16 protein-coding genes and 1 pseudogene are annotated in these 22,880 nt (G+C 62.5%); 12 read left to right on the top strand and 5 right to left on the bottom strand.

What is annotated here, in order from left to right:
• Positions 1-12: 12 nt before the first annotated feature.
• Positions 13-1,902: an amidase gene (locus PY254_RS13600; protein ID WP_281012582.1), complete on the top strand. Its 1,890-nt coding sequence runs from the start codon at positions 13-15 to the stop codon at positions 1,900-1,902.
• A gap of 174 nt (positions 1,903-2,076) precedes the next feature.
• Entirely contained in the window at positions 2,077-2,469 is a 393-nt protein-coding gene (locus PY254_RS13595) for a VOC family protein (protein WP_281012581.1), read from the top strand.
• 42 nt (positions 2,470-2,511) lie between these two features.
• Here the strand turns inward: PY254_RS13595 and PY254_RS13590 are convergent, their stop codons facing one another.
• The 3 genes and pseudogenes from PY254_RS13590 to PY254_RS13580 form a co-directional block, all read right to left on the bottom strand.
• Positions 2,512-2,859: a RidA family protein gene (locus PY254_RS13590; protein ID WP_281012580.1), complete on the bottom strand. Its 348-nt coding sequence runs from the start codon at positions 2,857-2,859 to the stop codon at positions 2,512-2,514.
• A 121-nt stretch (positions 2,860-2,980) separates the two neighbouring features.
• A complete protein-coding gene (locus tag PY254_RS13585; protein ID WP_281012579.1) occupies positions 2,981-4,168 on the bottom strand; it encodes an acetate/propionate family kinase in 1,188 nt (395 codons plus the stop codon).
• Positions 4,165-5,064, bottom strand: a pseudogene (locus PY254_RS13580) (bifunctional enoyl-CoA hydratase/phosphate acetyltransferase); the annotation flags it as partial. The gene PY254_RS13585 and the pseudogene PY254_RS13580, both read right to left, overlap by 4 nt.
• Before the next feature lie 387 nt (positions 5,065-5,451).
• Here PY254_RS13580 and PY254_RS13575 point away from each other — a divergent pair.
• The gene (locus PY254_RS13575; RefSeq protein WP_281012577.1) at positions 5,452-6,291 is read left to right on the top strand and encodes an endonuclease/exonuclease/phosphatase family protein; all 840 of its coding nucleotides are present in this window, start codon (positions 5,452-5,454) and stop codon (positions 6,289-6,291) included.
• Between the two features lie 7 nt (positions 6,292-6,298).
• Here PY254_RS13575 and PY254_RS13570 read toward each other — a convergent pair whose 3' ends face one another.
• Positions 6,299-6,847, bottom strand: coding sequence for a peroxiredoxin family protein (locus PY254_RS13570; RefSeq protein WP_281012576.1), 549 nt, complete (start codon positions 6,845-6,847; stop codon positions 6,299-6,301).
• A 761-nt stretch (positions 6,848-7,608) separates the two neighbouring features.
• Here PY254_RS13570 and PY254_RS13565 point away from each other — a divergent pair.
• The 9 genes from PY254_RS13565 (at position 7,609) to PY254_RS13525 (ending at position 21,097) form a co-directional block, all read left to right on the top strand.
• Positions 7,609-10,545, top strand: a complete 2,937-nt coding sequence (locus PY254_RS13565; RefSeq protein WP_281012575.1) for a TonB-dependent receptor — start codon at positions 7,609-7,611, stop codon at positions 10,543-10,545.
• A 74-nt stretch (positions 10,546-10,619) separates the two neighbouring features.
• Positions 10,620-13,211 (top strand): glycoside hydrolase family 3 protein, encoded by a 2,592-nt coding sequence (locus tag PY254_RS13560; protein WP_281012574.1) that lies wholly within the window; start codon positions 10,620-10,622, stop codon positions 13,209-13,211.
• 54 nt (positions 13,212-13,265) lie between these two features.
• On the top strand, positions 13,266-15,116 hold the full coding sequence (locus tag PY254_RS13555; protein WP_281012573.1) for a glycoside hydrolase family 30 protein: 1,851 nt from the start codon (positions 13,266-13,268) through the stop codon (positions 15,114-15,116).
• 86 nt (positions 15,117-15,202) lie between these two features.
• Complete coding sequence (locus tag PY254_RS13550; RefSeq protein ID WP_281012572.1) at positions 15,203-15,877, top strand: cupin domain-containing protein; 675 nt, start codon at positions 15,203-15,205, stop codon at positions 15,875-15,877.
• Positions 15,874-16,452, top strand: coding sequence for a TetR/AcrR family transcriptional regulator (locus PY254_RS13545; protein ID WP_281012571.1), 579 nt, complete (start codon positions 15,874-15,876; stop codon positions 16,450-16,452). The genes PY254_RS13550 and PY254_RS13545 overlap by 4 nt, the downstream gene beginning before the upstream one ends.
• A 238-nt stretch (positions 16,453-16,690) precedes the next feature.
• Positions 16,691-17,626, top strand: coding sequence for an alpha/beta hydrolase family protein (locus PY254_RS13540; RefSeq protein WP_281012570.1), 936 nt, complete (start codon positions 16,691-16,693; stop codon positions 17,624-17,626).
• A 180-nt stretch (positions 17,627-17,806) separates the two neighbouring features.
• A complete protein-coding gene (locus tag PY254_RS13535; protein WP_281012569.1) occupies positions 17,807-19,099 on the top strand; it encodes an MFS transporter in 1,293 nt (430 codons plus the stop codon).
• Positions 19,100-19,355: 256 nt separating this feature from the next.
• Positions 19,356-20,711: a sensor histidine kinase gene (locus PY254_RS13530; RefSeq protein WP_281012568.1), complete on the top strand. Its 1,356-nt coding sequence runs from the start codon at positions 19,356-19,358 to the stop codon at positions 20,709-20,711.
• Entirely contained in the window at positions 20,708-21,097 is a 390-nt protein-coding gene (locus tag PY254_RS13525; RefSeq protein ID WP_281012567.1) for a response regulator, read from the top strand. Before PY254_RS13530 ends, PY254_RS13525 begins: the two co-directional genes overlap by 4 nt.
• Positions 21,098-21,147: 50 nt before the next feature.
• Here the strand turns inward: PY254_RS13525 and PY254_RS13520 are convergent, their stop codons facing one another.
• Positions 21,148-22,863, bottom strand: a complete 1,716-nt coding sequence (locus PY254_RS13520; RefSeq protein WP_281012566.1) for a thiamine pyrophosphate-dependent enzyme — start codon at positions 22,861-22,863, stop codon at positions 21,148-21,150.
• Positions 22,864-22,880 lie beyond the last annotated feature (17 nt).

Raw genomic sequence — 22,880 nt, 5'->3', positions numbered from 1 at the left:
GAGCCTGGCGCCATGGTCGCGACATCCGAACAGGCGCAGACGCCGTATCAGTCATCAAGGCAGGCGCCGCATGGCGGGCTGCCGGCACACAAGGGGATAGCCATGAAGACGCGTCGCGAATTTCTTACCAACGCACCGCTGGGCCTGCTGGGCGCCGTGGTCGCCACCCGCACGATGGCGCAGACCGGCGAGCCGGCCACGCCTCCGCCGGGCTCGCCGGCAGCGTTCAACACAGCCCCTCCCGTCGGGCCTGCGCTGACCACCTCGACATTTGCGGAAGCCGAGAAGTTGCAGCAAGTGGCGATGACCGACGCGCAGCGTACGATGGCGGTCGGTAGTTGGCCGACGTCGATGGCTGGCTTGCTGGAGCGTCGCACCGGCCCGAACAAGGTCGCGCTGGCGGACAGCCTGGCACCCGCCACGGTTTGGCATCCCGTGCTCGGCGGCCAGTCGGCGGGTCCTTCGCATGATCGCTTTATGCCGGCATCGATGGCCGCCAAGCCGCTGGCTGCTCGCGACGAGGACATCGCGTTTGCCTCCGTTGCGCAGCTCGCACAGTGGATCAAGTCTCGCCAGCTCACTTCGACCCGCCTCACCAGGATCTATCTCGATCGACTCAAGCGTTTCGATCCGCAGTTGCACTGCGTGATCACACTGTGTGAGGAACACGCGCTGGCGCAGGCGAGCAAGGCCGATGCTGAAATCGCTGCCGGTCACTATCGTGGCGCGCTGCATGGGATGCCGTGGGGCGCGAAGGATTTGCTCGATACCGCCGGCATCGCCACCACCTACGGTGCCGATCCTTATCGGAATCGTGTGCCGGCCGAGGACGCGGCGGTGGTACGTCGACTCAATGAAGCCGGTGCGGTGCTGGTGGCGAAACTCAGTCTTGGTGCCCTGGCGCTCAACGATGTCTGGTTTGGTGGTCAGACCATGAACCCGTGGCTGCCGCAGGAAGGTTCATCCGGCTCCAGTGCGGGCCCGGCCTCAGCTACGGCCGCGGGTCTGGTGGCGTTTGCCATCGGCAGCGAAACCCAGGGCAGCATCATCAGCCCGTGCATGCGCTGCGGCACTACCGGCCTGCGCCCGACCTACGGTCGTGTGCCACGCACTGGCGCCATGACCTTGTGCTGGACGATGGACAAGCTCGGCCCGATTACCCGCTCGGTCGAAGACACCATGCTGGTGTTGCACGCGATCAGCGGTGCCGATGCTGGTGATGTGGCCAGTGTCCCCAGCCACCTCGACTACGATGCCAAGGCATCAGTGAAAGGCTTGAAGGTTGGCTACTTCCCGAAATGGATGAACGAGGCGCCAGCGACCGAGCTGGATCGCCAGGCGCTGGCCAACCTGCGCAAGCTGGGCTTGAAACCGACTGAAGTGACTTTGCCGGACTGGCCATACGATTCGCTCAATCTGCTGCTGTTCGCCGAGGCCGCCGCCGCGTTCGAGGAGCTGACGCTTTCCGGCAAGGCCGACCAGCTCAGCGAACAGACGGCTGACTCCTGGCCGAATTTGTTTCGCGAGGCGCGCTTCCTGTCGGCTGTGGACTTCGTCCAGGCGGATCGCTTGCGCCGCAAGGTGGCGCTGGAAATGGCGCGCGTGATGGGCGAAGTAGACCTGCTGCTGATTCCTTCGCTGCGCGATGACATGATGGTGATTTCCAATATGACCGGCCACCCCTCGCTGACCCTGCGTACCGGTTTTGTCGAGGTGAGCCAGGTGCGCAGCGACTGGGCACCCGATCCTGCGCATCCATTACCCAAGTTGACCGCGCCGCATCGCGTACCGTACGGCGTGACACTGTTGGGACGGCTATTCGAGGAGGGCACCCTGGCCCGCGTCGGCCAGGCGATGGAGCAGCAAGCCGGGGTGGCCAGCGAGCGGCCTGCCGGGTTCTGAGCTTGCGCGGGAGCAGGTTTGCTGTCGGTTTTCTTGTGGCAGCGCCTTGATCCGCTTGCATCAGGACTAGGCAGCGTCATTCAAGCAAGATCTGCACAAAACGTGATCAGGCTCATTCACCTGATCAACCTTGACTCATGCCGGTCCGACGCCGGCCATACAGGATCAACGCACATGTTCAGTCACATCATGGTCGGTTCCAACGATATCGATCGCTCACAGCGCTTTTACGATGCCGTGCTGGGTGTACTCGGTGCTGGCAAGCCGTTGCGCAACGACGCAAAAACCGGACAAACCCGACTGTTCTATCGACATGACGGCAACACCTTCTGCGTCACTGAGCCCATCAACGGCGACGCCGCTACCTGCGCCAACGGTGGCACGATCGGTTTCAAGTGCGACTCGCCCGAACAGGTGCAGCAGTTCCATGACGTTGCCGTCGCCCACGGCGGCACCTCGATCGAAGCCGCACCGGGTTTGCGCGAAAGCCCGATGGGACCGATGCACTTGGCCTACGTGCGTGATCCCGATGGCCACAAGTTGTGCGCGATCCATCGGGCGGGCTAGCAGGGAGGAAAAGCGTCGGCGGAAAGAAGTCAGCGCAGGTGACTACGGAATCGCCGCGGTAACCACGATCTCGATTTTCCAGTCTGGCCTGGCCAGCGTTGCCTGCACGGTGGCACGCGCAGGCGAAGCACCGTGCGGAACCCAGCGGCCCCAGGCTTCGTTCATGCCGTCGAAATCGGCCATATCAGCCAGGAAGATCTCCGCGCGTAGAATGTGGGTCTTGTCGGTCGCTGCCCGCTTCAGCAGCTCGTCGATGGCATGGAGCACCTGCTCGGTTTGACCGACGATGTCCATGCGGGTGTCCTCGGGAACCTGCCCGGCGAGATAGGCGACGCCGTTGTGGGTGGTCATTTCAGACATGCGTGGACCGGTATCGAAACGCTGGATCATGGAGCGGTTTCCTGTTGGAGATATCACCGGCATGGTTGCCGTGAAAGCGGGACGGCGAAAGCCGGGTCGTATTGAATCAACCCATAGCGATGGAACCGCGTGTTGCCGGTGCCGACTTGCCTCAGCAAATCGAGACAGCAGCTGTTGCAGCCACCCATTCTTCGTTGGTGGGTTCCACCACGACTTTCACCTTGCTGGTCGTGCTGGAGATCACCGAAGCATTGACGGCATTGGCCTGTGCATCGATGACCACGCCGAGAAAGCTCAAGCTGGCGCAGACGCGTTCGCGTATCACCGACTGATGTTCGCCGATGCCAGCGGTGAAGGCCAGCATGTCCAGCCCGTTCAAACTGGCTGCCAGCGCACCGACTTCGCGCACGATGCGCCTGACATAGAGTTCCAGTGCCTGTTGCACCGGATCTTCATTTTCGCGCGGCAACAGCATCCGCGGATCGCCGGAAACGCCGGAGACGCCGAGCAGGCCGGACTCGTGATACAGCATGTGCGCGACGCGTTCGAGCGACAGCTTGCGAATTTCCATCAGGTAAATGAGCGCACCGGGATCGAGCGAGCCGCAACGCGTACCCATCATCAACCCATCCAGCGCCGAGAAGCCCATGGTGGTGGCGACGCTGTGCAGGTTGCACATCGCGCAGAGGCTGGCGCCGCTGCCAAGGTGCGCCACGATGGTGTGGCCGCGTGCGTCGGCGCCATAGCGCTCGCCCAGAACCTGAGCCAGATACGTATACGACAGTCCATGAAAACCATAGCGGCGCAGGCCTTCGTCCCATGCGAAACGGGGCAGCGGCAGCATCTTCTCGACGACCGGCATGCTCTGGTGGAAGCCGGTGTCGAAACAGGCTACCTGCGGCAGGTGCGGCAATTCATCCAGCAGCGCGGCGATGGCCTCCAGCGCGAACGGTTGATGCAGCGGTGCCAGCGGAATGTAACTTTTCAGATCGGCCAGGACTTCCGCGTCCACGCGCACCGGCTCGAAGTACTTGCTGCCGCCGTGCACCACGCGATGTGCCACTGCCATGATGCTGCGGCCTTCCAGCCAGGTCATGATGCGCTGGCGCAGATAGGTGAGCGCCGATGCATAGGGATGTTTGGTATCGAGCGTCAGCGGCACCGCTTCGGCACCGTCGGCACTGAACGTCGGCGCGGTGCCGGTGATGGCGTCAACCTTGCCGCGCCAGGCTGGTGTGCGGGCCAGCGGCGCTTCGCCTGCGTCGAACAACGCGAATTTGATGCTGGAGGAACCGCAATTGAGCACGACGATGAAGGAGCTGCCGACGGTCTCGCTCATGGGGGGCTGATCCGGTAGTGGTGGGCCACCAAGGCGGCGAGCGCGCACGAAACGATGCGTGACTGGCCCGAGTCGGAGCGGCTGGTCAGCACGATCGGCACGCGCGCGCCCAGCACAATCGCCGCGCTGGCGGCGCCGCCCAGATATTCCAGTTGCTTGGCCAGCATGTTGCCGCTTTCCAGGTCAGGCACCAGCAGGATGTCCGCGTTGCCAGCCACCGCCGAGTGAATGCCCTTGATCCGTGCGGCCTCGGCCGAGATGGCATTGTCGAACGCCAGCGGACCGTCGAGTACGGCACCGGCAATCTGGCCGCGGTCGGCCATCTTGCATAGGGCCGCCGCGTCCAGCGTCGTCTGCATGCGTGGATTGATCAGTTCCACGGCGGCAAGAATTGCCACGTAGGGAAGCGCCACGCCGAGGATGTGGGCAAGGTCGATCGCGTTGCGCACGATGTCGGCTTTTTCCGCCAGCGTGGGTGCAATGTTGACGGCGCCATCGGTGATCAGGAAGGGCCGCGCATACGCCTGACTATCCATCAGGTAGCAATGCGAGATACGCCGTTCCGTGCGCAAGCCGGTTTGCGCCGCAACCACGGCGGTCATCAATTCGTCGGTATGCAGGCTGCCTTTCATCAGCGCGTCGACCTGGCCGGCAACAGCCAGCGCGACAGCCTTGTCGGCGGCGGCGTGGCTGTGTGGTACGTCGTCGATCACCACGCCGGAAAGATCGAGTCCGGCGTTGCGTGCAAGGTCGAGCAGCTTCGCTTTGGGCGCCACCAGCACCGGTTCGATCAGGCCCGCCGCTTGCGCGTCCAGTGCGGCGGCAAGGCTGGTTTCATCGCAAGGGTGCACCACCGCCATTCGGATCGGACCGAGCTTCCTGGCCAGTTCGCACAGTGGCAAGTCGCCGTTGGCCAGCGCGCGTGGTGACGGCAGGCAAGGCCGCGGCGGCGTGACGGCTCGGGAGGTATCCGGTGAATGGTCAGCCATGTGATTTCCTGTGCTGCAGCGAGAGGTCCAACGGAAGGTGCCACCCTGAGTCTTGAGTACAGGGTAGGCGTCCCCGCCGCACCATGCCACTGAATGATGGACGGCAAAGTGTCACGGCGCACTTGGCTGCGGCTGGGTGATGTGAATGCGCCAGCCGGAGTACGCTGTCGTGGTCTTGCCGCTTCGTGCCTGGCGAAGCGTGGGCTAAGGCGGCTCTTGCCGAGCCAGTCAGCGGCGCTCGGCAATCCCGCTAGACTCGACGGCCTGTTGTGGTTTTCCATGGGGATATGTGTGATGAATTTGCGCCATTGGTCTTCGCTGCTTGCCTGCGCGCTGTTGCTTGCCCTGTCCCTGCCGGGACGGGCGGCGGAGGCACCACTGCGGGTGATGACGTTCAACGTGCGGGTGCCAGTGGATACCGGCATGAATGCGTGGGAGAACCGGCGCGACCTGATGGTGCAGGTGATCAAGGCGCAGCATCCCGATCTGCTGGGTACGCAGGAGCTGACCGAGGAGCAGGGCGAATACCTTGCCGCGCATCTGCCCGGCTACGCCTGGTTCGGACAGGGTCGGGACGGCGGCAGCAAGGGTGAGCACATGGGCGTGTTCTATCGCACGGACCGCCTGCAGGTGGAGCGCTCCGGTGACTTCTGGTTGTCCGATACGCCGGACGTGCCCGGCAGCAAGACCTGGGGACAGCCCTATCCGCGCATGGTCACCTGGGCACATTTCCGCCTGCGTGATGGCGGCGGTACGTTCGATTATTTCAACACCCATTTTCCCTACCTGCCCGAAGACGTTCATGCGCGCATGCTCAGCGCGGACGAAATCCTGCAGCGCATCGGCAAGCTGGCCACTAGCGCACGGGTGATCCTCGCGGGTGATTTCAATTGCGGGCCCGATACGCCGGTGCACGCGAAACTGACCGGCACGCTGCAGGATGCCTGGACGACAGCCGTCTCGCAGTCGGGTCCGGCGAAGACCTTCCACAACTTCACCGGCACGCCGGATCAGCGCATCGACTGGATATTGAGTCGTGGCTTCAAGGTCATCTCCGTTCAAACGATCACCACGCACGAGGGTGCGCGTTATCCCTCGGATCATTTTCCGGTGATTGCCGAATTGGGTGGGTAAAGCCCGCCTAGGCTGACGCCTTGCCCTCATCGATGAAGCGCTGGATCTCGTCCAGTGGAATATGGTCGCTGGTATCGCGTCCGTACCAGACCTTTGAAATGCGGCCGTCCTCCGCGATCAGGAAGTCGGCGGGCACGATGGTCAGGTGTGGGTTGTTGCTGGGACGAGCTCCCTTGAACAGTCCCTTGAGAATGCGCGGAAACTTGAACAGGATGGCCTTCAGCATGGCCGAGGCCGAGTGCTGGATGCCGTACCGGTTGTAGAGCTCCAGCTCAGGGTCGGCCAGCATCGTGAACGGACGCGGGTGGCGTGACACAAAGCGGCGTACTTTCTCGGAGGTGTCGCTGAATACCGCAATGATCTCCAGGTTCTGATCCAGCCACTGCTGGTGGTTGTGCGTCAGCTCATACACGCGCAGGTTGCAGAAGGGGCAGCCGGCATCGCGAAAGAACGACAGCAGAATGCGTTTGCCGAGATGGTCGCTCAGCTGGAAAGCGTTGCCATAAATATCCTTGGTGCGGAAATTGATCGCTGGGCAGGGGGCGGCAAGACGCATGCGTGGCTCCGGTAGCTTTGAGGGTGGTGATGGGAAGCAGCTCATGGTCGCTATGGCCTGCGACATCAGCATCGGGTGTCGTCATGAGTGTACGCTGCGCTGCGACGAGACGCGCTCGGTGCGAATGACCGAAAGAGGCGGGCAAGCTCATTCTTTCTCGCAGGTGTGCGATGTTGCGTGTGCTTACATTCGGGCACGTCGGAGCCGCGGTGCGGACAGGGTCCATCGTCCATCGGTCACCCTTGATCTTCGTGCAAGCGTGATGAGCAGAATCATTGTGTTCGGAGCCAGTGGATTCCGCAGCTCGCCACGGTTGTCGATACGGCAGACCCGCGCCAATGGAACAGGCGAGACAGTTCACCTGACGGACAATCTGCATTCGCTGCATGCCCTGGCCTGTCAGATCGCCATGGATGTCGTAGTGATCAGCTGGTGCCGTGAGGAGACGCAAGCTGCCGCACGACTGACTGTCATCGCATTCAGCGCGATTTTCCGAGCCCTGCGGAAGTGCTCGCGCAATCCCATGAAAACGTCAAACGGTCATGAGCCGCAGGCGTAATTTGTAGCGCATCGTCTCGAAAAATGTTGCGACTCACGCGTAGTGTTTTACGTACAGGCCGACAAGTGATGCAAACGGAGTAGGCTCCTGCGCCGACGGGTCGGAAAGTGTTCCCGTCGCTAGTTTGCAGCGGATGCCTGGCCTCATGTTTGCTTCACGTCGCCAGACACAGCTTCTCCTCAAAGGCACAAAGGAGGCCTTCATGAATCATCGTTCCGGGTTGCATGGCGTAAGCACGCCGCTCCATTTTCATCTCCGTCCTTTGGTGGCTGCGTGTGCAGTTGCCTTGTTCGCACTCGCGAGTGGCGGCCCTGCTTTTGCGCAGGAGGCGGCCAGTCAACAGCAGACAGCGCAGGCCACTACGGCTGCAGCGCAAGACAGCAGCAACGCAAAAGCTGATGACAAGGCGGCCAGGAGCAAGAAGAAATCGAAGGAGCCGGTAACGGATTTGAGCGGCGTGGTGGTGACAGGCATTGCCACCAGTATCGCCAGTTCGATGAAGGTGAAGGAGGACTCGAACAACATCGTCGAGGCGATCTCCGCCGAGGACATCGGCAAGCTGCCCGATGTCAGCATTGCCGACAGCTTGTCGCGTGTTTCCGGTCTGGCGACACAGCGCGCCAACGGCAATGCCAACGCCATTTCCATTCGCGGCCTGGCGCCGGATTTTGCCGGCACCACGCTGGATGGACGCGAGCAGGCCACGGTGGGCGAGAATCGCGGCGTGGAGTACGACCAGTATCCCGCCGAACTGATCAACGGGGTGACCATCTACAAGACCCCCGATGCCGGCCTGATCGGACAGGGCCTGTCGGGCACGGTGGACCTGCACACGATCAACCCGCTGGATTTGTCCAAGCGCACCTTGGTCTTCAACCTGCGTGGTGAGCACAACAGCAACGGCTCGCTGAACCCGGGCACGGGAACCGGTGTCAACGGCCGCCGCGCCAGTTTTTCGTACGTCGACCAGTTTCTCAATCACACGCTGGGCGTGGCGATCGGTGTTGCCGCCGTGGATCAGCCGGTACAGGAGAAGCAGTACCAGGCATGGTGGTGGAGCGCCGACAACGGCAGTGCCGGTATCGACCAGAATTGGGGCGGCCCGCATACCTCAGGCATGCCGGACAACGTGATCTCGCAGGAAGGCATGCAGCTGCGTGCACAATCGCAGAACGAAAAACGCAATGGCCTGATGACCGTGCTGGAGTGGGCGCCGAACGACGTCTACTACTCGAAGCTGGACATGTATTACTCCACCTTCACCAAGCGCAAGTTCACCAACGGTGCACAGTGGTCGAGCAGCCCGTACGACAATGTTTCCTACGACAACGTGCAGACCTCGCCCGGCCAGCCGTTGCCGATTGTCACCGCTGGCACCATTCTCGGCGTCGCGCCGATCTTGCAGAACGAATACACCAAGGAACACGACAAGCTTTACTCGATCGGCTGGAACAACAAGCTGTATCTCGGTGACTGGACCTTGATGGCCGACCTGTCCTCATCCAGTGCCCGGGTGAAGCTGCATGACGCCTATTTGTTCAGCGGGCTTGCCAATGGCGCCTTTACCGACGTTGCGTTCACTACGCCGAGCGGCTTTGGCTATCCGAACTTCCGGCCGGTGGCTGACCTGAGCGACCCGGGCACGATGCTGTTCACGGACCCGGACAACTACGGTTACAACGGGCGTGAGGAGTTTGACCATCAGGACGACACCATCCACGCGGTGCGACTGCAGGCCAGTCATCCGGTCGGCGGGATCTTCAGCGACGTGGATTTCGGCGTGGACTATTCGGACCGCACCAAGACCAAGCACGCCGATGTGCTGTTCGCGTATCTCAACGGCAACGGCTCCACTCAAGGCACCTACCAGAACCACCTCAGCGCGCCGATCCATCCGTCGCTGCTGTACAACCCCACCTCGCTTGGCTACGGCGGCATTTCCGGCATTCTCAACTACAACGTGCTGGGCGCGCTGTACGGCAACCAGTTCTACCTGGTGCAGAAGAATGGGCAGGGCGACTGGAGCCGCAACTACACCGTCGAAGAGAAGGTGCCGCTGGCTTACGTCAAGTTCAACATCGACACGCACGTGGGCGATATCCCGTTGCGTGGCAACGTCGGCGTGCAGGTGGTGCATACCGACCAGTCATCGCGGGCGCTGCAGACCAACGGCGACACGCTGGTCGGCCAGATCCGCGACGGTTCGACCTACAACAACGTGCTGCCCAGTCTCAACCTGGTGGCGGATCTGGGCAATCGGCAATACCTGCGTTTCGGCCTGGCCAAAACCATGGCGCGTGGCCGCATCGATGACGAGAAGGTAGCTACCTCTGCCGGCGTCTCGAAGATCACCGACGGGCCGGGTGCTGGCCAGGTGCTGTGGTCGGGTAGCGGCGGCAACCCGCAGTTGCGTCCCTACGTGGCAGTCGGCACGGACCTGTCGTGGGAGAAGTATTTCGGCAAGGCCAGTTACGTGGCTGCCGCGGTGTTCCACAAGAACCTGCTCAACTACATCTACAACCAGACCGTGCTCGACTACAACTTCTCCAACTACACCAATGACACGCCGACCCTGGTGCCCACCAGCAACATCGGTTCGTTCACCACGCCGGAGAACGGTACCGGCGGCAAGATGGATGGCCTGGAACTGTCCGGTGCGCTTGAGGGTAGCTTGGTGGCATCTGCACTGGAAGGTTTCGGTGCGCAGGCCAACTTCTCGCTGACCCACAGTTCGATTCCGTTGTCCTCCATTTCGTCGGTTCCCGGTGGTCCGAACAGCTTGCCGGGCCTGTCACGCAAAGTGGCCAATCTGGCGTTGTTCTATGAGCGCTACGGATTCTCGGTGCGGGTGGCCGAACGCTATCGCTCGTCGTTCACCGGTGAAGCGGTGGCTTTGTTCGATCAGCTCGGTTACACCAAGATCCTCGCCAATCGGCAGACTGACCTGCAACTGGGCTACGCGTTCAGCAGCGGCCGTCTGGACGGCTTGTCGCTGCTGCTGCAGGTCAACAACCTGTCCAACTCGTCGGATTCGACGGTACAGGTTGCCGGCTTGCCCAACGGTGTGGCGTTGACCCGGCCGCTGGAATACGACACCTGGGGCAGGACTGTCCTGTTCGGCATCAACTACAAGTTGTAGGCTGCAACCAGATGGGCGGTGCCCGGCGCTCGCGTCGTGCACCGCAAGTTGGTTGATTCCAGTGAGAGTGTCAGATGATCGGAAGCAAGTGGGCGGTTCTGGCAGGCGCCAGCGTATGGGTGTTGGCGTCAGGCGGTGAGGCGAGGGCGGCGGTTGCCGCTTCGCCTGCGCCGGGGTTGGTGACCGAGCAAGCGCTTGCGCCCAGCCATTACAGCGACTGGCCGCGGATCACCTCTGCGAGAGCGGTGGATCGGCATCTGGACGCGCAGGTGCACGACATCGTCGCGCAGATGAGCCTGGCACAGAAGATCGGCCAGATGACTCAGGCGGAGATCAAATCGATCACGCCCGAGCAGGTTCGGCAGTACTACATTGGCTCGGTGCTCAACGGCGGTGGGTCGTGGCCGCAGGGCAACAAGCACGCCAGTGCGGCCGATTGGCTTGCCCTGGCGGATCGCTATTACGACGCTTCGATGGCCGTCGATGCGCCGGTGAAACTGCCGATCATCTGGGGCACCGATGCGGTGCACGGCCACAGCAACGTATTTGGTGCGACGCTGTTTCCGCACAATGTGGGGCTGGGTGCGGCGCATGATCCGGAGCTGATCCGGCAGATCGGCGCAGCCACCGCGCGCGCCGTGCGTGCCACCGGGGTCGACTGGGCGTTCGCGCCCACCCTGGCTGTCGCGCAGAACACGCGTTGGGGTCGTACCTACGAGAGTTTTTCCAACTATGGGCCGCTGGTGCGCGTTTATGCGCGCGCCTACATTGATGGACTGCAGGGACATTTCGGCGACGCCAACGTGATGGCCACGGCCAAGCATTTCATCGGCGATGGCGCGACCGCCAATGGCACCGATCAGGGCGACGCGAAGGTGAGTCGGCTGGAGATGATCAACGTGCACGGCTCGGGTTATGTGGGCGCACTGGAAACGGGCGTGCTCAGCGTGATGGCGTCCTACAACAGTTGGGACGATGCGGTCGACGGGGTCAACTACGGCAAGATGAGCGGCGCTCGCGCGCTGCTGACCGGTGCGCTGAAAGACAAGATGGGCTTCCCTGGTTTCATCGTGTCCGACTGGAACGCGATCGGCCAGTTGCCCGGATGCAGCAACGCGAGTTGTCCGCAGGCGATCAATGCCGGCATTGACATGGTGATGGTGCCGGATGACTGGCGCGCCTTCATTGCCAACACCACGCATCAAGTCCAGGGCGGCGAAATTCCGATGTCACGCATCGATGATGCGGTGAGCCGCATCGTGCGCGCCAAGCTGGTACTGGGCGAATTTGGCAAGCGTCCGTCGCAACGCGTCGGTGCGGGTGATGCGAGCCGGCTGCAGGATCGCGCACTGGCGCGCCGCGCGGTGCGCGAGTCGCTGGTGTTGCTGAAGAACAACCACGACGTGCTGCCGTTCAAGCGAGGCACTAAAGTGCTGGTGGTTGGCAAGAGTGCCGATACGATTGCCAATCAGGTTGGCGGCTGGTCGTTGACCTGGCAGGGTACGGATAACAGCAATGCCGATTTCCCGAATGCGACCAGTGTGCTCGCCGGTATTCGCGCCGTGGATGGCTCAGCGAACGTTACGTACCGTGCCACCACCGACGGTGTCGATCTCAAGGCGTTCGACGCGATCATCGCGGTGATCGGCGAGACGCCTTACGCGGAGACCATGGGCGACATCATTCCGTCGGCCACGCTGCGCCATAGCGATCGTCACCCTGAAGACCTGGCGGTGTTGAAAGCAGCCGCGGCATCCGGCAAGCCGGTCGTCACGGTGTTCCTGTCTGGCCGTCCACTGTTCGTCAACGACTTGCTCAACGCATCCGACGCGTTTGTTGCTGCGTGGCTGCCGGGCTCGGAAGGCGAGGGCATTGCCGATCTGCTGTTCGCCAGCGAGCATGGCATGCCCGCGTTCAACTTCAGCGGCACCCTGGCGATGCCATGGCCGGGCGTGCCGTGTCCTTACGCTGACGGTGGCAAGGCGGCAAACTGGTTGTTCGCGCGTGGTCAGGGGCTGCACTATCCCAGCCATCACGACCTGCCCATGCTGCCGACGCATGCCGATGTCGGCACCTGCGCCAGCACGTCGACACTGCCGATCTTTCACACGCTGGCACAGTCTCCGTTTGCGTTGTACCTGGGTGCAGGCAGCAGCGGCCACGACGTTCATCCAGTAGGTGCGGATCTGAATGCAGCGATCGAGTGGCCGGCCAACCATCCGCTCTTCAGCCTGCGCACCGTGCAGGTCAACACCCAGCAGGATGCCAAGCTAGTCAGTTGGCACGGGCCAGGCCGGTTCTTCATGCAAAGTCCGCAGCCGACCAACCTGATGCCGCTGGTGGCCACCCATGCTGCGCTGCAGTTCGACGTGGTGATTGAGACGCCGGCGCAAAGTCCGGTCGCGATCTACATGGGTTGTGGCGATGGCTGCACCCGGGCGCTGGACGTCAGCGGAATATTTGCTGCCTATGAGCGCGGCAAGCGGCATGCGGTATCCATCCCGTTGCAATGCTTCGTCAAACCGGGTGCAGATCTCGCGCATATCGATGTGCCGTTCGGCGTGCTCGCTTCGACCCCGTATTCCGCAGCGTTCGCGAACGTGCGGATCGCCGCGGAGGCAGGAAGTGCTGCTAACGCGGCATGTCCGGAGACGGCAGCGCAATGATCGGGGATACCTGTTGGTGCAGCATCATGGCCGTCTATTGTCAGCGGGCGAGCCATGGATGAAGGTCGGGGGATCAGTCGCACGACGGCGATCCTGTGGGTTTCGTTGCTGACCATGGCGGCGATATGGGCGGTGAACCGGCCGCAGCCAAAGCCGTTTGCCGGGACGATCGCCAAGGTTTTTACGCCCAGCGGAACGCCGGTTCACGTATGGCTGAGCACGGCTGACCGACGCCTGCGTCTGGCGCCGCAGAATACTTTCTTCGCGCATCACCGGGGCGCTGCGTCGAACGACGCCGATGTGCTGATCGATCTGGGGCGTACGTATCAAACCATGGCCGGCTTCGGCGCGGCATTGACCGATTCCTCGGCGTGGCTGATCCAGAACAAACTGAGTGCTTCGCAGCGCACGGCGTTGTTGCAGGAGTTGTTCGGTCCGCCGCCCGGGCTCAACTTCAACATGTTGCGTATCACCATTGGCGCGTCGGATTTTTCCTTGCAGCACTACACCCTGGATGACATGCCCGTCGGTCAGATTGATCCCGACTTGCAGCACTTCAATGTGGTGACGGATCGGCGCAACGTCATCCCGGTGCTGCAGGACATTCTGGCAGTTCAGCCCGGCGCGTTGATCATTGCCTCGCCTTGGAGCGCACCGGCGTGGATGAAAGCCAGTGCGAACGTAATCAGCGGAAGTCTGCTGGACGAGTATGAGGCGACTTTTGCGAACTACCTCGTCCACTTCGTGGATGCCTACAAAAGTTACGGTATCCCGATCTTTGCGCTGACCGTGCAGAACGAACCGACGTTCGAGCCACTGACCTATCCGGGCATGTCGCTGCCGGTCGATGCCCGTGCCCGCATCATCGGCAAATATCTGGGACCTGCGTTGGCCGGGCACAAACCCGCCACGGTGATCCTGGGCTGGGATCACAACTGGGATCTGCCGGACCAGCCCTTGAGCGTGTTGGCCGACCCCGACGCGCGACGCTACCTCGCCGGGATTGCGTGGCACTGTTACCGCGGTGACCCGAGTGCGCAGACCACGGTGCACCGCGCGTTTCCAAACAAGGACGTCTACCTCACCGAATGCGCCGGCGGTGACTGGCCTTCGGCTCGCAATGGTGAACTGTTGCTGTTCGCCCGCAACATCGTCATGGGCAGCGTCACCAACTGGGCACGCGGGGTCGTCTACTGGAACCTCGTGCTGGACGAAAACCATGGTCCGCACGCTGGCGGCTGCGACGAATGCAAAGGCATCGTGACGATCGATTCCGCTACCGGCGCGGTCAGTCGCAATGACGAGTACTACGCGTTCGCGCATTTCAGTCGCTTCGTGATGCCGGGGGCCGTGCGGGTAAAGTCCGCGAACACCAACCCCGGTGTGCGCGAAGTAGCGTTCCAGAATCCGGATGATGGCACGGTGGTGCTGGTGGCCGTCAACGGCAACTCGCAAACCAATCACCTGTCGGTCAGCCAGGGTGACCTGCGCTTCGAGTACGACTTGCCGGCCAGCAGTGTGGCCACGTTCGTGTGGGCGGCCTCCGCAGCGAGCACGCCTGCGATCGCGCCGGCCGCCACGGCGAAGGTCAGGCTTGCAAGCCCACGGGCAACCGGATCAACAGCCGCGGCGGCGGTCTCCGCGACAAGTGCGCCAGCTGTTGCATCGACGGTTGTTGCCGCAATGCTGCCGGGGGCCGCATCCACGAGCGCGCCGGCTGTTGCATCGACGGTCGTCTCCGCAGCGGTGCCGGCCGCCGCGTCGACAAGTGCTCCCGCCGTCGCATCGACACGTGCACCAGCGGATACACCTGCGCCAGCATCGACCGTGTCGTCAGCAGCGGCGCCGGCAGCCACGGTGGCACCAGCGCCCGTGCCTGCCCCAGCGACAAGTTCGGTCCCTTAGCCAGGCGCTCGGCATGATGGAATGCTGGTTGACGGATGCTTCGGCATTCTGGAAACTACCTACCTTCCAATAGGTAGGGCAGTGGCATGCAACTTCGTTCTGACTGGTCCGAGCGGGTGGTGGTTGATTCGTCCACGATGGACTGGGTCAGCTCGCCTTCGGTCGGTGTCCAGCGCAAGATGCTTGAACGTGATGGTGACGAGGTGGCGCGTGCTACCTCCATCGTTCGTTACGCGCCAGGTTCACGCTTTCCCGGTCACGCACACGAACTGGGCGAAGAGCTGTTCGTGCTTGAAGGTGAATTCTGCGACGAAAGTGGCCGCTTCGGAGCGGGCTCGTATATTCGCAATCCGCCGGGTTCGGCGCACGCGCCATGGTCGGAGGGTGGCTGCGTGCTATTCGTGAAGCTGCGGTACTTTGATCCGCTTGATCAGACCCAGGTGGCACTGGACACGCAGGCTTCGCCGTGGCTGCCGGGTCTGGTGCCCGGTTTGTCGGTGATGCCGCTGCATGAGTTCCGAACCCAGCACACCGCGCTGGTGCGCTGGGCGCCGGAAACGTATTTCAACCCACACCGTCACTATGGCGGTGAGGAAATTCTGGTGGTCCATGGCGTGTTCGAGGATGAGCATGGCCGCTATCCGACGGGGAGCTGGTTGCGTAGTCCCCATCTCAGTCAGCACCAGCCTTTCAGTCGCGAGGGCTGCACCATTCTGGTCAAGACCGGCCATCTCGTCGACGAAGCCGAGCTAGGAGCATGATGGTTACTACAGAAGGCACGGCTGCGCGGATCATGGATGTGGCTGAGGCACTGATCCAGCAGCGCGGCTACGGCGGCTTTTCATTCGATGACGTGGCGCAGCAAGTCGGCATTCGCAAGCCCAGCGTGCACCACCACTTCCGTACGAAGTCCGATCTTGTGGCCGCGCTGGCGCAGCGCTATACCGAGCGCTTTGAATCCGCGCTAGCCGCCATCGACATTGCACGACGTGATCCACTCGCACGACTCAAGGCCTACGTTCGCTTGTTTGCGACGACCTATGCGCAGGACTCGCGGCTGTGTTTGTGCGGCATGCTGGGCGCTGAGGCCGATGCGTTGCCCGAAGATGTTGCCGCTGCGGTGGCGACGTTCTTCGAACTCAACCTGGTCTGGCTTGCGGCAGCGTTTCGCGATGCGCAGCACAGTGGGCAGGTGACATCGGCCCTGCGTGCCCAGGCGCTTGCCGAGCTGCTGCTGTCAACACTGGAAGGTGCCATGGTGGTGGGGCGCGGCGCACGCGGTGGTAGCGGCCCGGCGGCTGTTGGCAAGACTTTGCTGGGCGGTTTGGCCGCCTGACAGAAGCGGGGTTCGTATCGGCGCGCCCGAAGCAGGATGAGCGTAGACAACAGCAGAAGGCCGCTGCAAATTGCATTTCAGAGGCCGATGGACTCCACTTGCCTCCGGCCGCCACGGAAAGAAGTGTTGCTTCCATCTAATATGGCGTGGGTTCCGGATCGGCGACGTAGCAACAGGGTCAGCTGCCAGCAGCAGTTTTCAATCGGCCTGTTCACACCAAACTGCACGAGGTGATGTCATGAAGCATCATGCGATCGTTGTTTTCCTCACCACCTGCCTCGCGGCAGCAGCTTGTCCCGGCCATGCTGGAATGCCGCCGGTCGCCGGTGTTCACAGCAGCCAGACGCCGCCATCCAAGACGGTGGATCGGGCCTCGATGCAGACCATGCAGATCCCCAGCCACGGCGAGCTGATGAATGCGTTGGTCTACATTGCGGCTGGTGCGGGACCTCATCCTGTGGTGATTCTGCTGCACGGTTTTCCCGGCAACGAACGCAATCTTGATCTGGCGCAGGACATGCGGCGCGCCGGTTGGGATGTCCTGTACTTCAACTACCGTGGTTCGTGGGGCACGCCGGGTGATTTCTCGTTTGCCCACAGCATCGAGGACACGGCGGCCGCAATTGCCTACCTGCGCCAGCCGGATGTGGCCAGGTCGTTGCGAGTGGACCCGAGCCGGATCGTGTTGATAGGTCACAGCATGGGCGGTTTCATGACCGTCGAGGCGGCCGCGGCAGACCCCGCGATCAAGGCCTTCGCTACCATTTCGGCGGCCGACATGTCCGGGCGCATGCAAGCCATCCTTGGTCAGCACAAGCGCGCGGATGCTGTCGCGGCGATGGCCTCCGGCCTGGCCGATGAAGGCATGGCGCCACTGGCTGGCTGCTCGCCAACCGGGCTGGCCAACGAGCTCGCCGATCATGTGGCTGGCTGGCCATTCATGGACAAGGTGGACCTGCTTAAAAACCGCACGGCTCTGATTGTCACTTCCGACGATGGCCTCGCCGACGAGAACAATGCCTTCGCTACCGCGCTACGCAAGGCGGGCGATCGCCAGGTCATATCCGTGCATCTGCCTGCCGACCACGCGTATTCCGACCAGCGCATCGAGCTGTCCAGGGCCGTGCTGCACTGGCTGGCGACGTTGCCGAAGCAGGCAGGAAAAGGTGGCTGACCGGATCAATGGAAATTTCGTCAGGGAAAAAGCTGGCGCCAATCGGCGGCTGACAGTGGGGCTTGATACTGGCGTCTTCGGCCGGCGCGCGCTGTTGGTTCGTATCAGGCTGGCAGGGGGGTTCAGGTGGCTTGGCGGTGGCAGCGCGCCGACGGAGTTGGCAGGCCCGCCATGAGCAGCATGTTCCACTCACTCCGCAGCTACAACTACCGGCTGTGGTCGATCGGTGCGCTGGTGTCCAACGTGGGTACCTGGATGCAGCGGGTCGGGCAGGACTGGCTGGTGCTCACCGTGCTCACCCAGCACAACGCCACGGCGGTGGGTACGGTGATGGCGCTGCAGTTCGGCCCGCCGCTGCTTTTGTTGCCACTGACGGGGCTGGCTGCCGATCATCTGGATCGTCGCAAGTTGTTGATGTTCACTCAGTGCGCTGCCGGCTTGCTGGCGCTGGGTTTGGGCTTGGTTACCCTCGCCGGCGTGGTGCAGCTGTGGATGGTGTATGGCTTTGCGTTGCTGCTGGGGATTGTCACGGCGTTCGATGCGCCGGCGCGACAGGCTTTTGTGTCGGACCTGGTGACCGACGACGACCTGGCCAATGCGGTCGCGCTGAATTCGGCTTCCTTCAACGGCGCTCGCATGCTCGGACCGGCAGTGGCAGGTGTGTTGATTGCCGTGGTAGGCGAGGGTTGGCTGTTTCTGATCAACGCGGTCTCGTACGGTGCGGTGATGCTTTCGTTGTGGTTGCTGCGGGTGAATGAACTGCATGTCGAAGCGCGTCCTGCCAGTACCCGCGGCAGCCTGCTGGCAGGTTTTCGCTACGTCTGGCAGCGTCCCGACCTGATCGCCGTGCTGGTAATGCTTTTGTTGTTGGGTACCTTCGGCTTCAATTTTGCGATCTTCATTTCGACCATGTCGGTCACCGTGTTCCACGGCGACGCCAGCCAGTACGGCTTGCTGACTTCGGCCATGGCGGCAGGCACCATGAGTGGAGCGCTGCTGTCGGCCCGCCGCGAGTTTCCCGGCATGGTGTTGATGGGCGCGGCAGCAGCGGCGTTCGGTATCACGCTGGCGTTGGCGGCGGTGATGCCCAGCGCGTTCCTGTTTGCTGCCGTGCTGTTCTTCGTCGGGCTGGCTGCGCTGACCTTCATGACGGCCAGCAACTCGATGATGCAGCTGACTACCGAGCGCTCCATGCGTGGTCGCGTGCTGGCCTTGCGAATTGCCGTGGTGATGGGTGGCACGCCGATTGGTGCGCCGCTGGTTGGCTGGGTGGTTGACCGATTTGGTGCGCGCTGGGCGCTTGGCGTGGGCGCGCTGGCAGGTGTGGCGGCGGCGGCGGTAGCGGCCGCTTATCTAGTCAGGTATCGGCGTTTACGTCTGCACCGGAATGCCTGGCGCTGGCGTCTGCTCATGCATCCGGAGCCGGCGGATGTGACCGCTGTTCGGGTCGCCGCCGGTGAACGCGTGACGTGAGGGATGCCGGGCGCGGCCGGGATCCATGCCCGTGCAACGCGAGTCTTCGCGGACATGCTCTGTCAGCTCGGCCTAAATAGCGGTGCCGGCGTTGCGCGCTGTGCCTGTTCGCGGGCGTGGTCGAACGGCAGGCTCATACACGAAATCATCACGTTGCTGTTTGCAAAGATGGAGTCGTGAGACTCGAAAAGAAGGTACAGGCGACATGCGGGATCAGGTGAGCTCAACCAGGTTTGCTGCGGAGGCTTCGGCTTCCTTGCGTGACACCGTTGCTCCGGTGCCACGGACGGCAGAGCAAGACCTGCTGCAGTTGCTGGGGCGTGACGAGGGCAACGTGGTGTTCCTTGACGCCCAGCTCGGGGTTCGTCGGATCGGCCTGATCACCCAGCGGTTGCTGGGTTTCGGTCTGGCAGCACCCCCTCGGTGCCTGAACGACATTGCCCAGAGGTTGGAGTGTCCAGCACTGCTGGAGGCCGCTCGGCAAGCGCTGGAGACCAGCGAGACGGTCTTGCGCAACCTGCATGTACCCGAACGACAGGTACATCTGGCGCTGCGCTTCCATCCCAGCCGGTCCGATTCAGGCGGCGTGGATGGCCTGATGTTGAGCATTGCCGACACTACTGAGCGCTGGCATGCCAGCGCGCTGGCGCGACATCTGGCGGCCATCGTCAAGTACAGCGATGACGCCATCCTCAGCAAGGATTTGAACGGCATCATCACCAGCTGGAACAACGGGGCCCAGCGGCTGTTCGGCTACACCCGCGAAGAAACCATCGGCCAACCGGTCACCATGCTGATTCCCGAGGGAATGCCCGACGAAGAGCCTGGCATCCTCGAGCGCATTCGACGGGGTGAGGCGATTGATCACTACCCGACCACGCGGATGCGCAAGGACGGCAGCCTGATCGACGTATCGCTGTCTGTATCCCCGGTGCTCGATGACGACGGGAACGTGATCGGTGCCTCCAAGATTGCCCGTGACGTCACCCAGGAAAAGCTGGCGCAGCGCCAGCGCGAGGCCTTGATCAACGAGCTCAACCATCGGGTCAAGAATTCGCTGGCGACGGTGCAGTCCATTGCCTATCAATCGCTGCGCTATGCAACGTCGCTGGACGGTTTTGCCGAAACCTTCAGTGCGCGCCTGTTGGCACTGTCCAAGACCCAGGATCTACTGACGACCGGTTATTGGATGCACGCCTCGCTTCGCGATCTGGTGCTGAATGAACTGGCGCCGTATCACAACGAGGCAAATGCGGTGCGCCTGCTCGGTGACGATGTGCAGTTGCAGCCACGGATGGTGACGGCGCTGGGCATGCTGATCCACGAACTGGCGACCAACGCGGTCAAACACGGTGCACTGTCAGTTCCGGGTGGTCACCTCACGATCTGCTGGCAGACCGAGATGCAGGAAGGACTGGAACGCCTGCGCTTGTCCTGGCTGGAGAGTGACGGTCCGCCGATCCTCGAGCCGCCTGCGCGCAAGGGCATGGGCTCGCGACTACTGGAAACCGTGGTCGCCGGTCTGGGTGGTTCCACCGACCTGCAATATGCACAGACCGGTCTGTCTTGCGTCATCGATGTGCCCTTGCGAAAGAAGGGACGCCGCGAATGAACACGCCGAATTCCGCTGCGCCACGTGTTCTGCTGGTGGAAGACGAAGTGATGGTTTCGATGATGCTGGAAGATTTGCTGGAGCGGGCCGGCTATCGGGTGATCACGGCGTCGAATCTGGATGATGCGCTGAGGCTCGCGCAAAGCAGCGATATGGATGTTGCCGTGCTGGACGTCAATCTGGATGGCGAACTCAGCTTCCCGGTGGCCGATATCCTGCGTGCCCGCGGCATCGCTTTCACGTTTGCTTCCGGCTACGGTACCGACGGTGTATCGGCGGGCTACCGCAGTGAAAACATGTTGCAGAAGCCTTACGACATCAAGACGTTACTGAATGAATTGTCCCGCTTGCGCGCCAACGTCGAACGTGTCGGCGGCACCGGTTGAAGCCAGCGGCGATTCGATAGCCGCTGGCTCACGTGATCCATTCGCGCCGGCTAGCGCAGAAAGTTGTTCCGCAACAGATCAATCACTTCGCGACCCCGTCCGTCCAGTACGGCCTTGACTCCGAACAGCGCGGTGGACGCCATCTGCGACAGCTTGATCTTCGGTGGCATCACCAACTCCAGACGGTTGACGCGCACATCGAGCAAGGCCGGTCCGTCCACGGCCAGCCAGCTGCGCATGGCAGGCTCCAGTTCTTCTTCGCTTTCCACGTGCCAGCCTGGCAGGCCGCAGGCGTCGGCGAGTTTCACGAAGTCAGGATTCTGCAATTCGGTGAAGGCGTCCAGCAGGCCTTCCACGCGCTGTTCCATTTCAACGAAACCAAGCGAACGGTTGTTGTACACCAATAGTTTTACCGGCAAGTTTTCCTGGCGCAGCGTGAGCAGGTCGCCCATCAACATGGTCAGGCCACCGTCGCCACACAAGGCAATGACTTGCCGATCAGGAAACGCCGCGGCCATGCCCATCGCCTGCGGATAGGCATTCGCCATCGTGCCGTGCAGCAGGCTGGTAAGAAAGCGTCGGTGACCGTTCGCGGTGAGGTGACGCAGCAACCACACCATCGGCGAGCCTCCATCCGCGGTAAACAGTGCATCGCCGCTGGCCAACTGGTCGAGCAACTGGGTGACGCGTTGCGGATGCAGCAGCTTAGGGTCTTCGTCGTGCGCCGCTTCCGCATAATCCTTGCCGTCCGCCTGCCACTGCTTGAGCGCCTTGGCCAGGTGTTCGCCATCCTGCTTTTCCGACAGCCGTGGCAACACCGCATCGATGGTGGTAGCGACATCACCGACCAAACCCATGGCAATGGGTGCGCGCCGACCGAGATGCGTGGGGTCGTTATCGATCTGGATGACGTGCTGATGCGACGGGTAATACTGAGTCCACGCGAAATCCGTACCCAGACAAAGCGTGATGTCGGCGTCCTCGATCGCCTGCATGCCGGCGCGATTGCCAAGGATGCCGGTCATGCCGACATTGAAGGGATTCTCAGGCTCGATGAATTCCTTGGCGCGGCTGGTGTGCACCACCGGCGCCTGTAGGTGTTTGGCCAGCGCCAGCACTTGGCAATGCGCTGCGCGCGCACCGTAGCCGGCGTACAAGGTGACACTCTTTGCCTCGTTCAGCAGGCTGGCCAGACGGTCGAGTTCAACGCTGCGCGGACACGCAGCGGAGGCGACGCGGTGCACCGACCATGGCAAGGCGTCGTCATCGCTTTCGGTGAACATGTCGCCGTTGACGATCACGACCGCTACACCGCCTCGGGCCAGTGCCGCCTGCGCGGCCAGCGCGGTAATCCGGCGCGCCTGCGAGGGGTGCGAGATGTACTCGCAGAACACCGAGGCCTGCTCGTAAATGCGTCGCTGGTCGACTTCCTGCGGAAACGCCAAGCCCACTTCTGGGCGCGCCACATCGGAGGCGATCAACACCACGGGCGCGCCATTGCGGTGACTTTCGAAAATGCCGTTGATGAAGTGCAGGCTGCCCGGGCCGCAGGTGCCGGCGCACACGGCGAGTTCCCCAGTCATATAGGCCTCGCCGCCAGCAGCCAGCGCGCCGGCCTCCTCGTGGCGCACGTGAATCCAGCGCAGCGGCGAACGGCGCACCGCATCGGTGAAGTGATTGATGGTGTCGCCCACGATGCCGTAGCAGCGCTGTGCGCCGGCCTGGGTGAGCGTGTCGACGATGATCTCGGCTACGTTGCTTGCCATGCGGTGATTCCTTGTCG

The sequence above is a fragment of the Rhodanobacter sp. AS-Z3 genome, assembly GCF_029224025.1.
Lineage (GTDB): Bacteria > Pseudomonadota > Gammaproteobacteria > Xanthomonadales > Rhodanobacteraceae > Rhodanobacter.
This window is presented reverse-complemented; position numbering and strand designations above follow the sequence as displayed.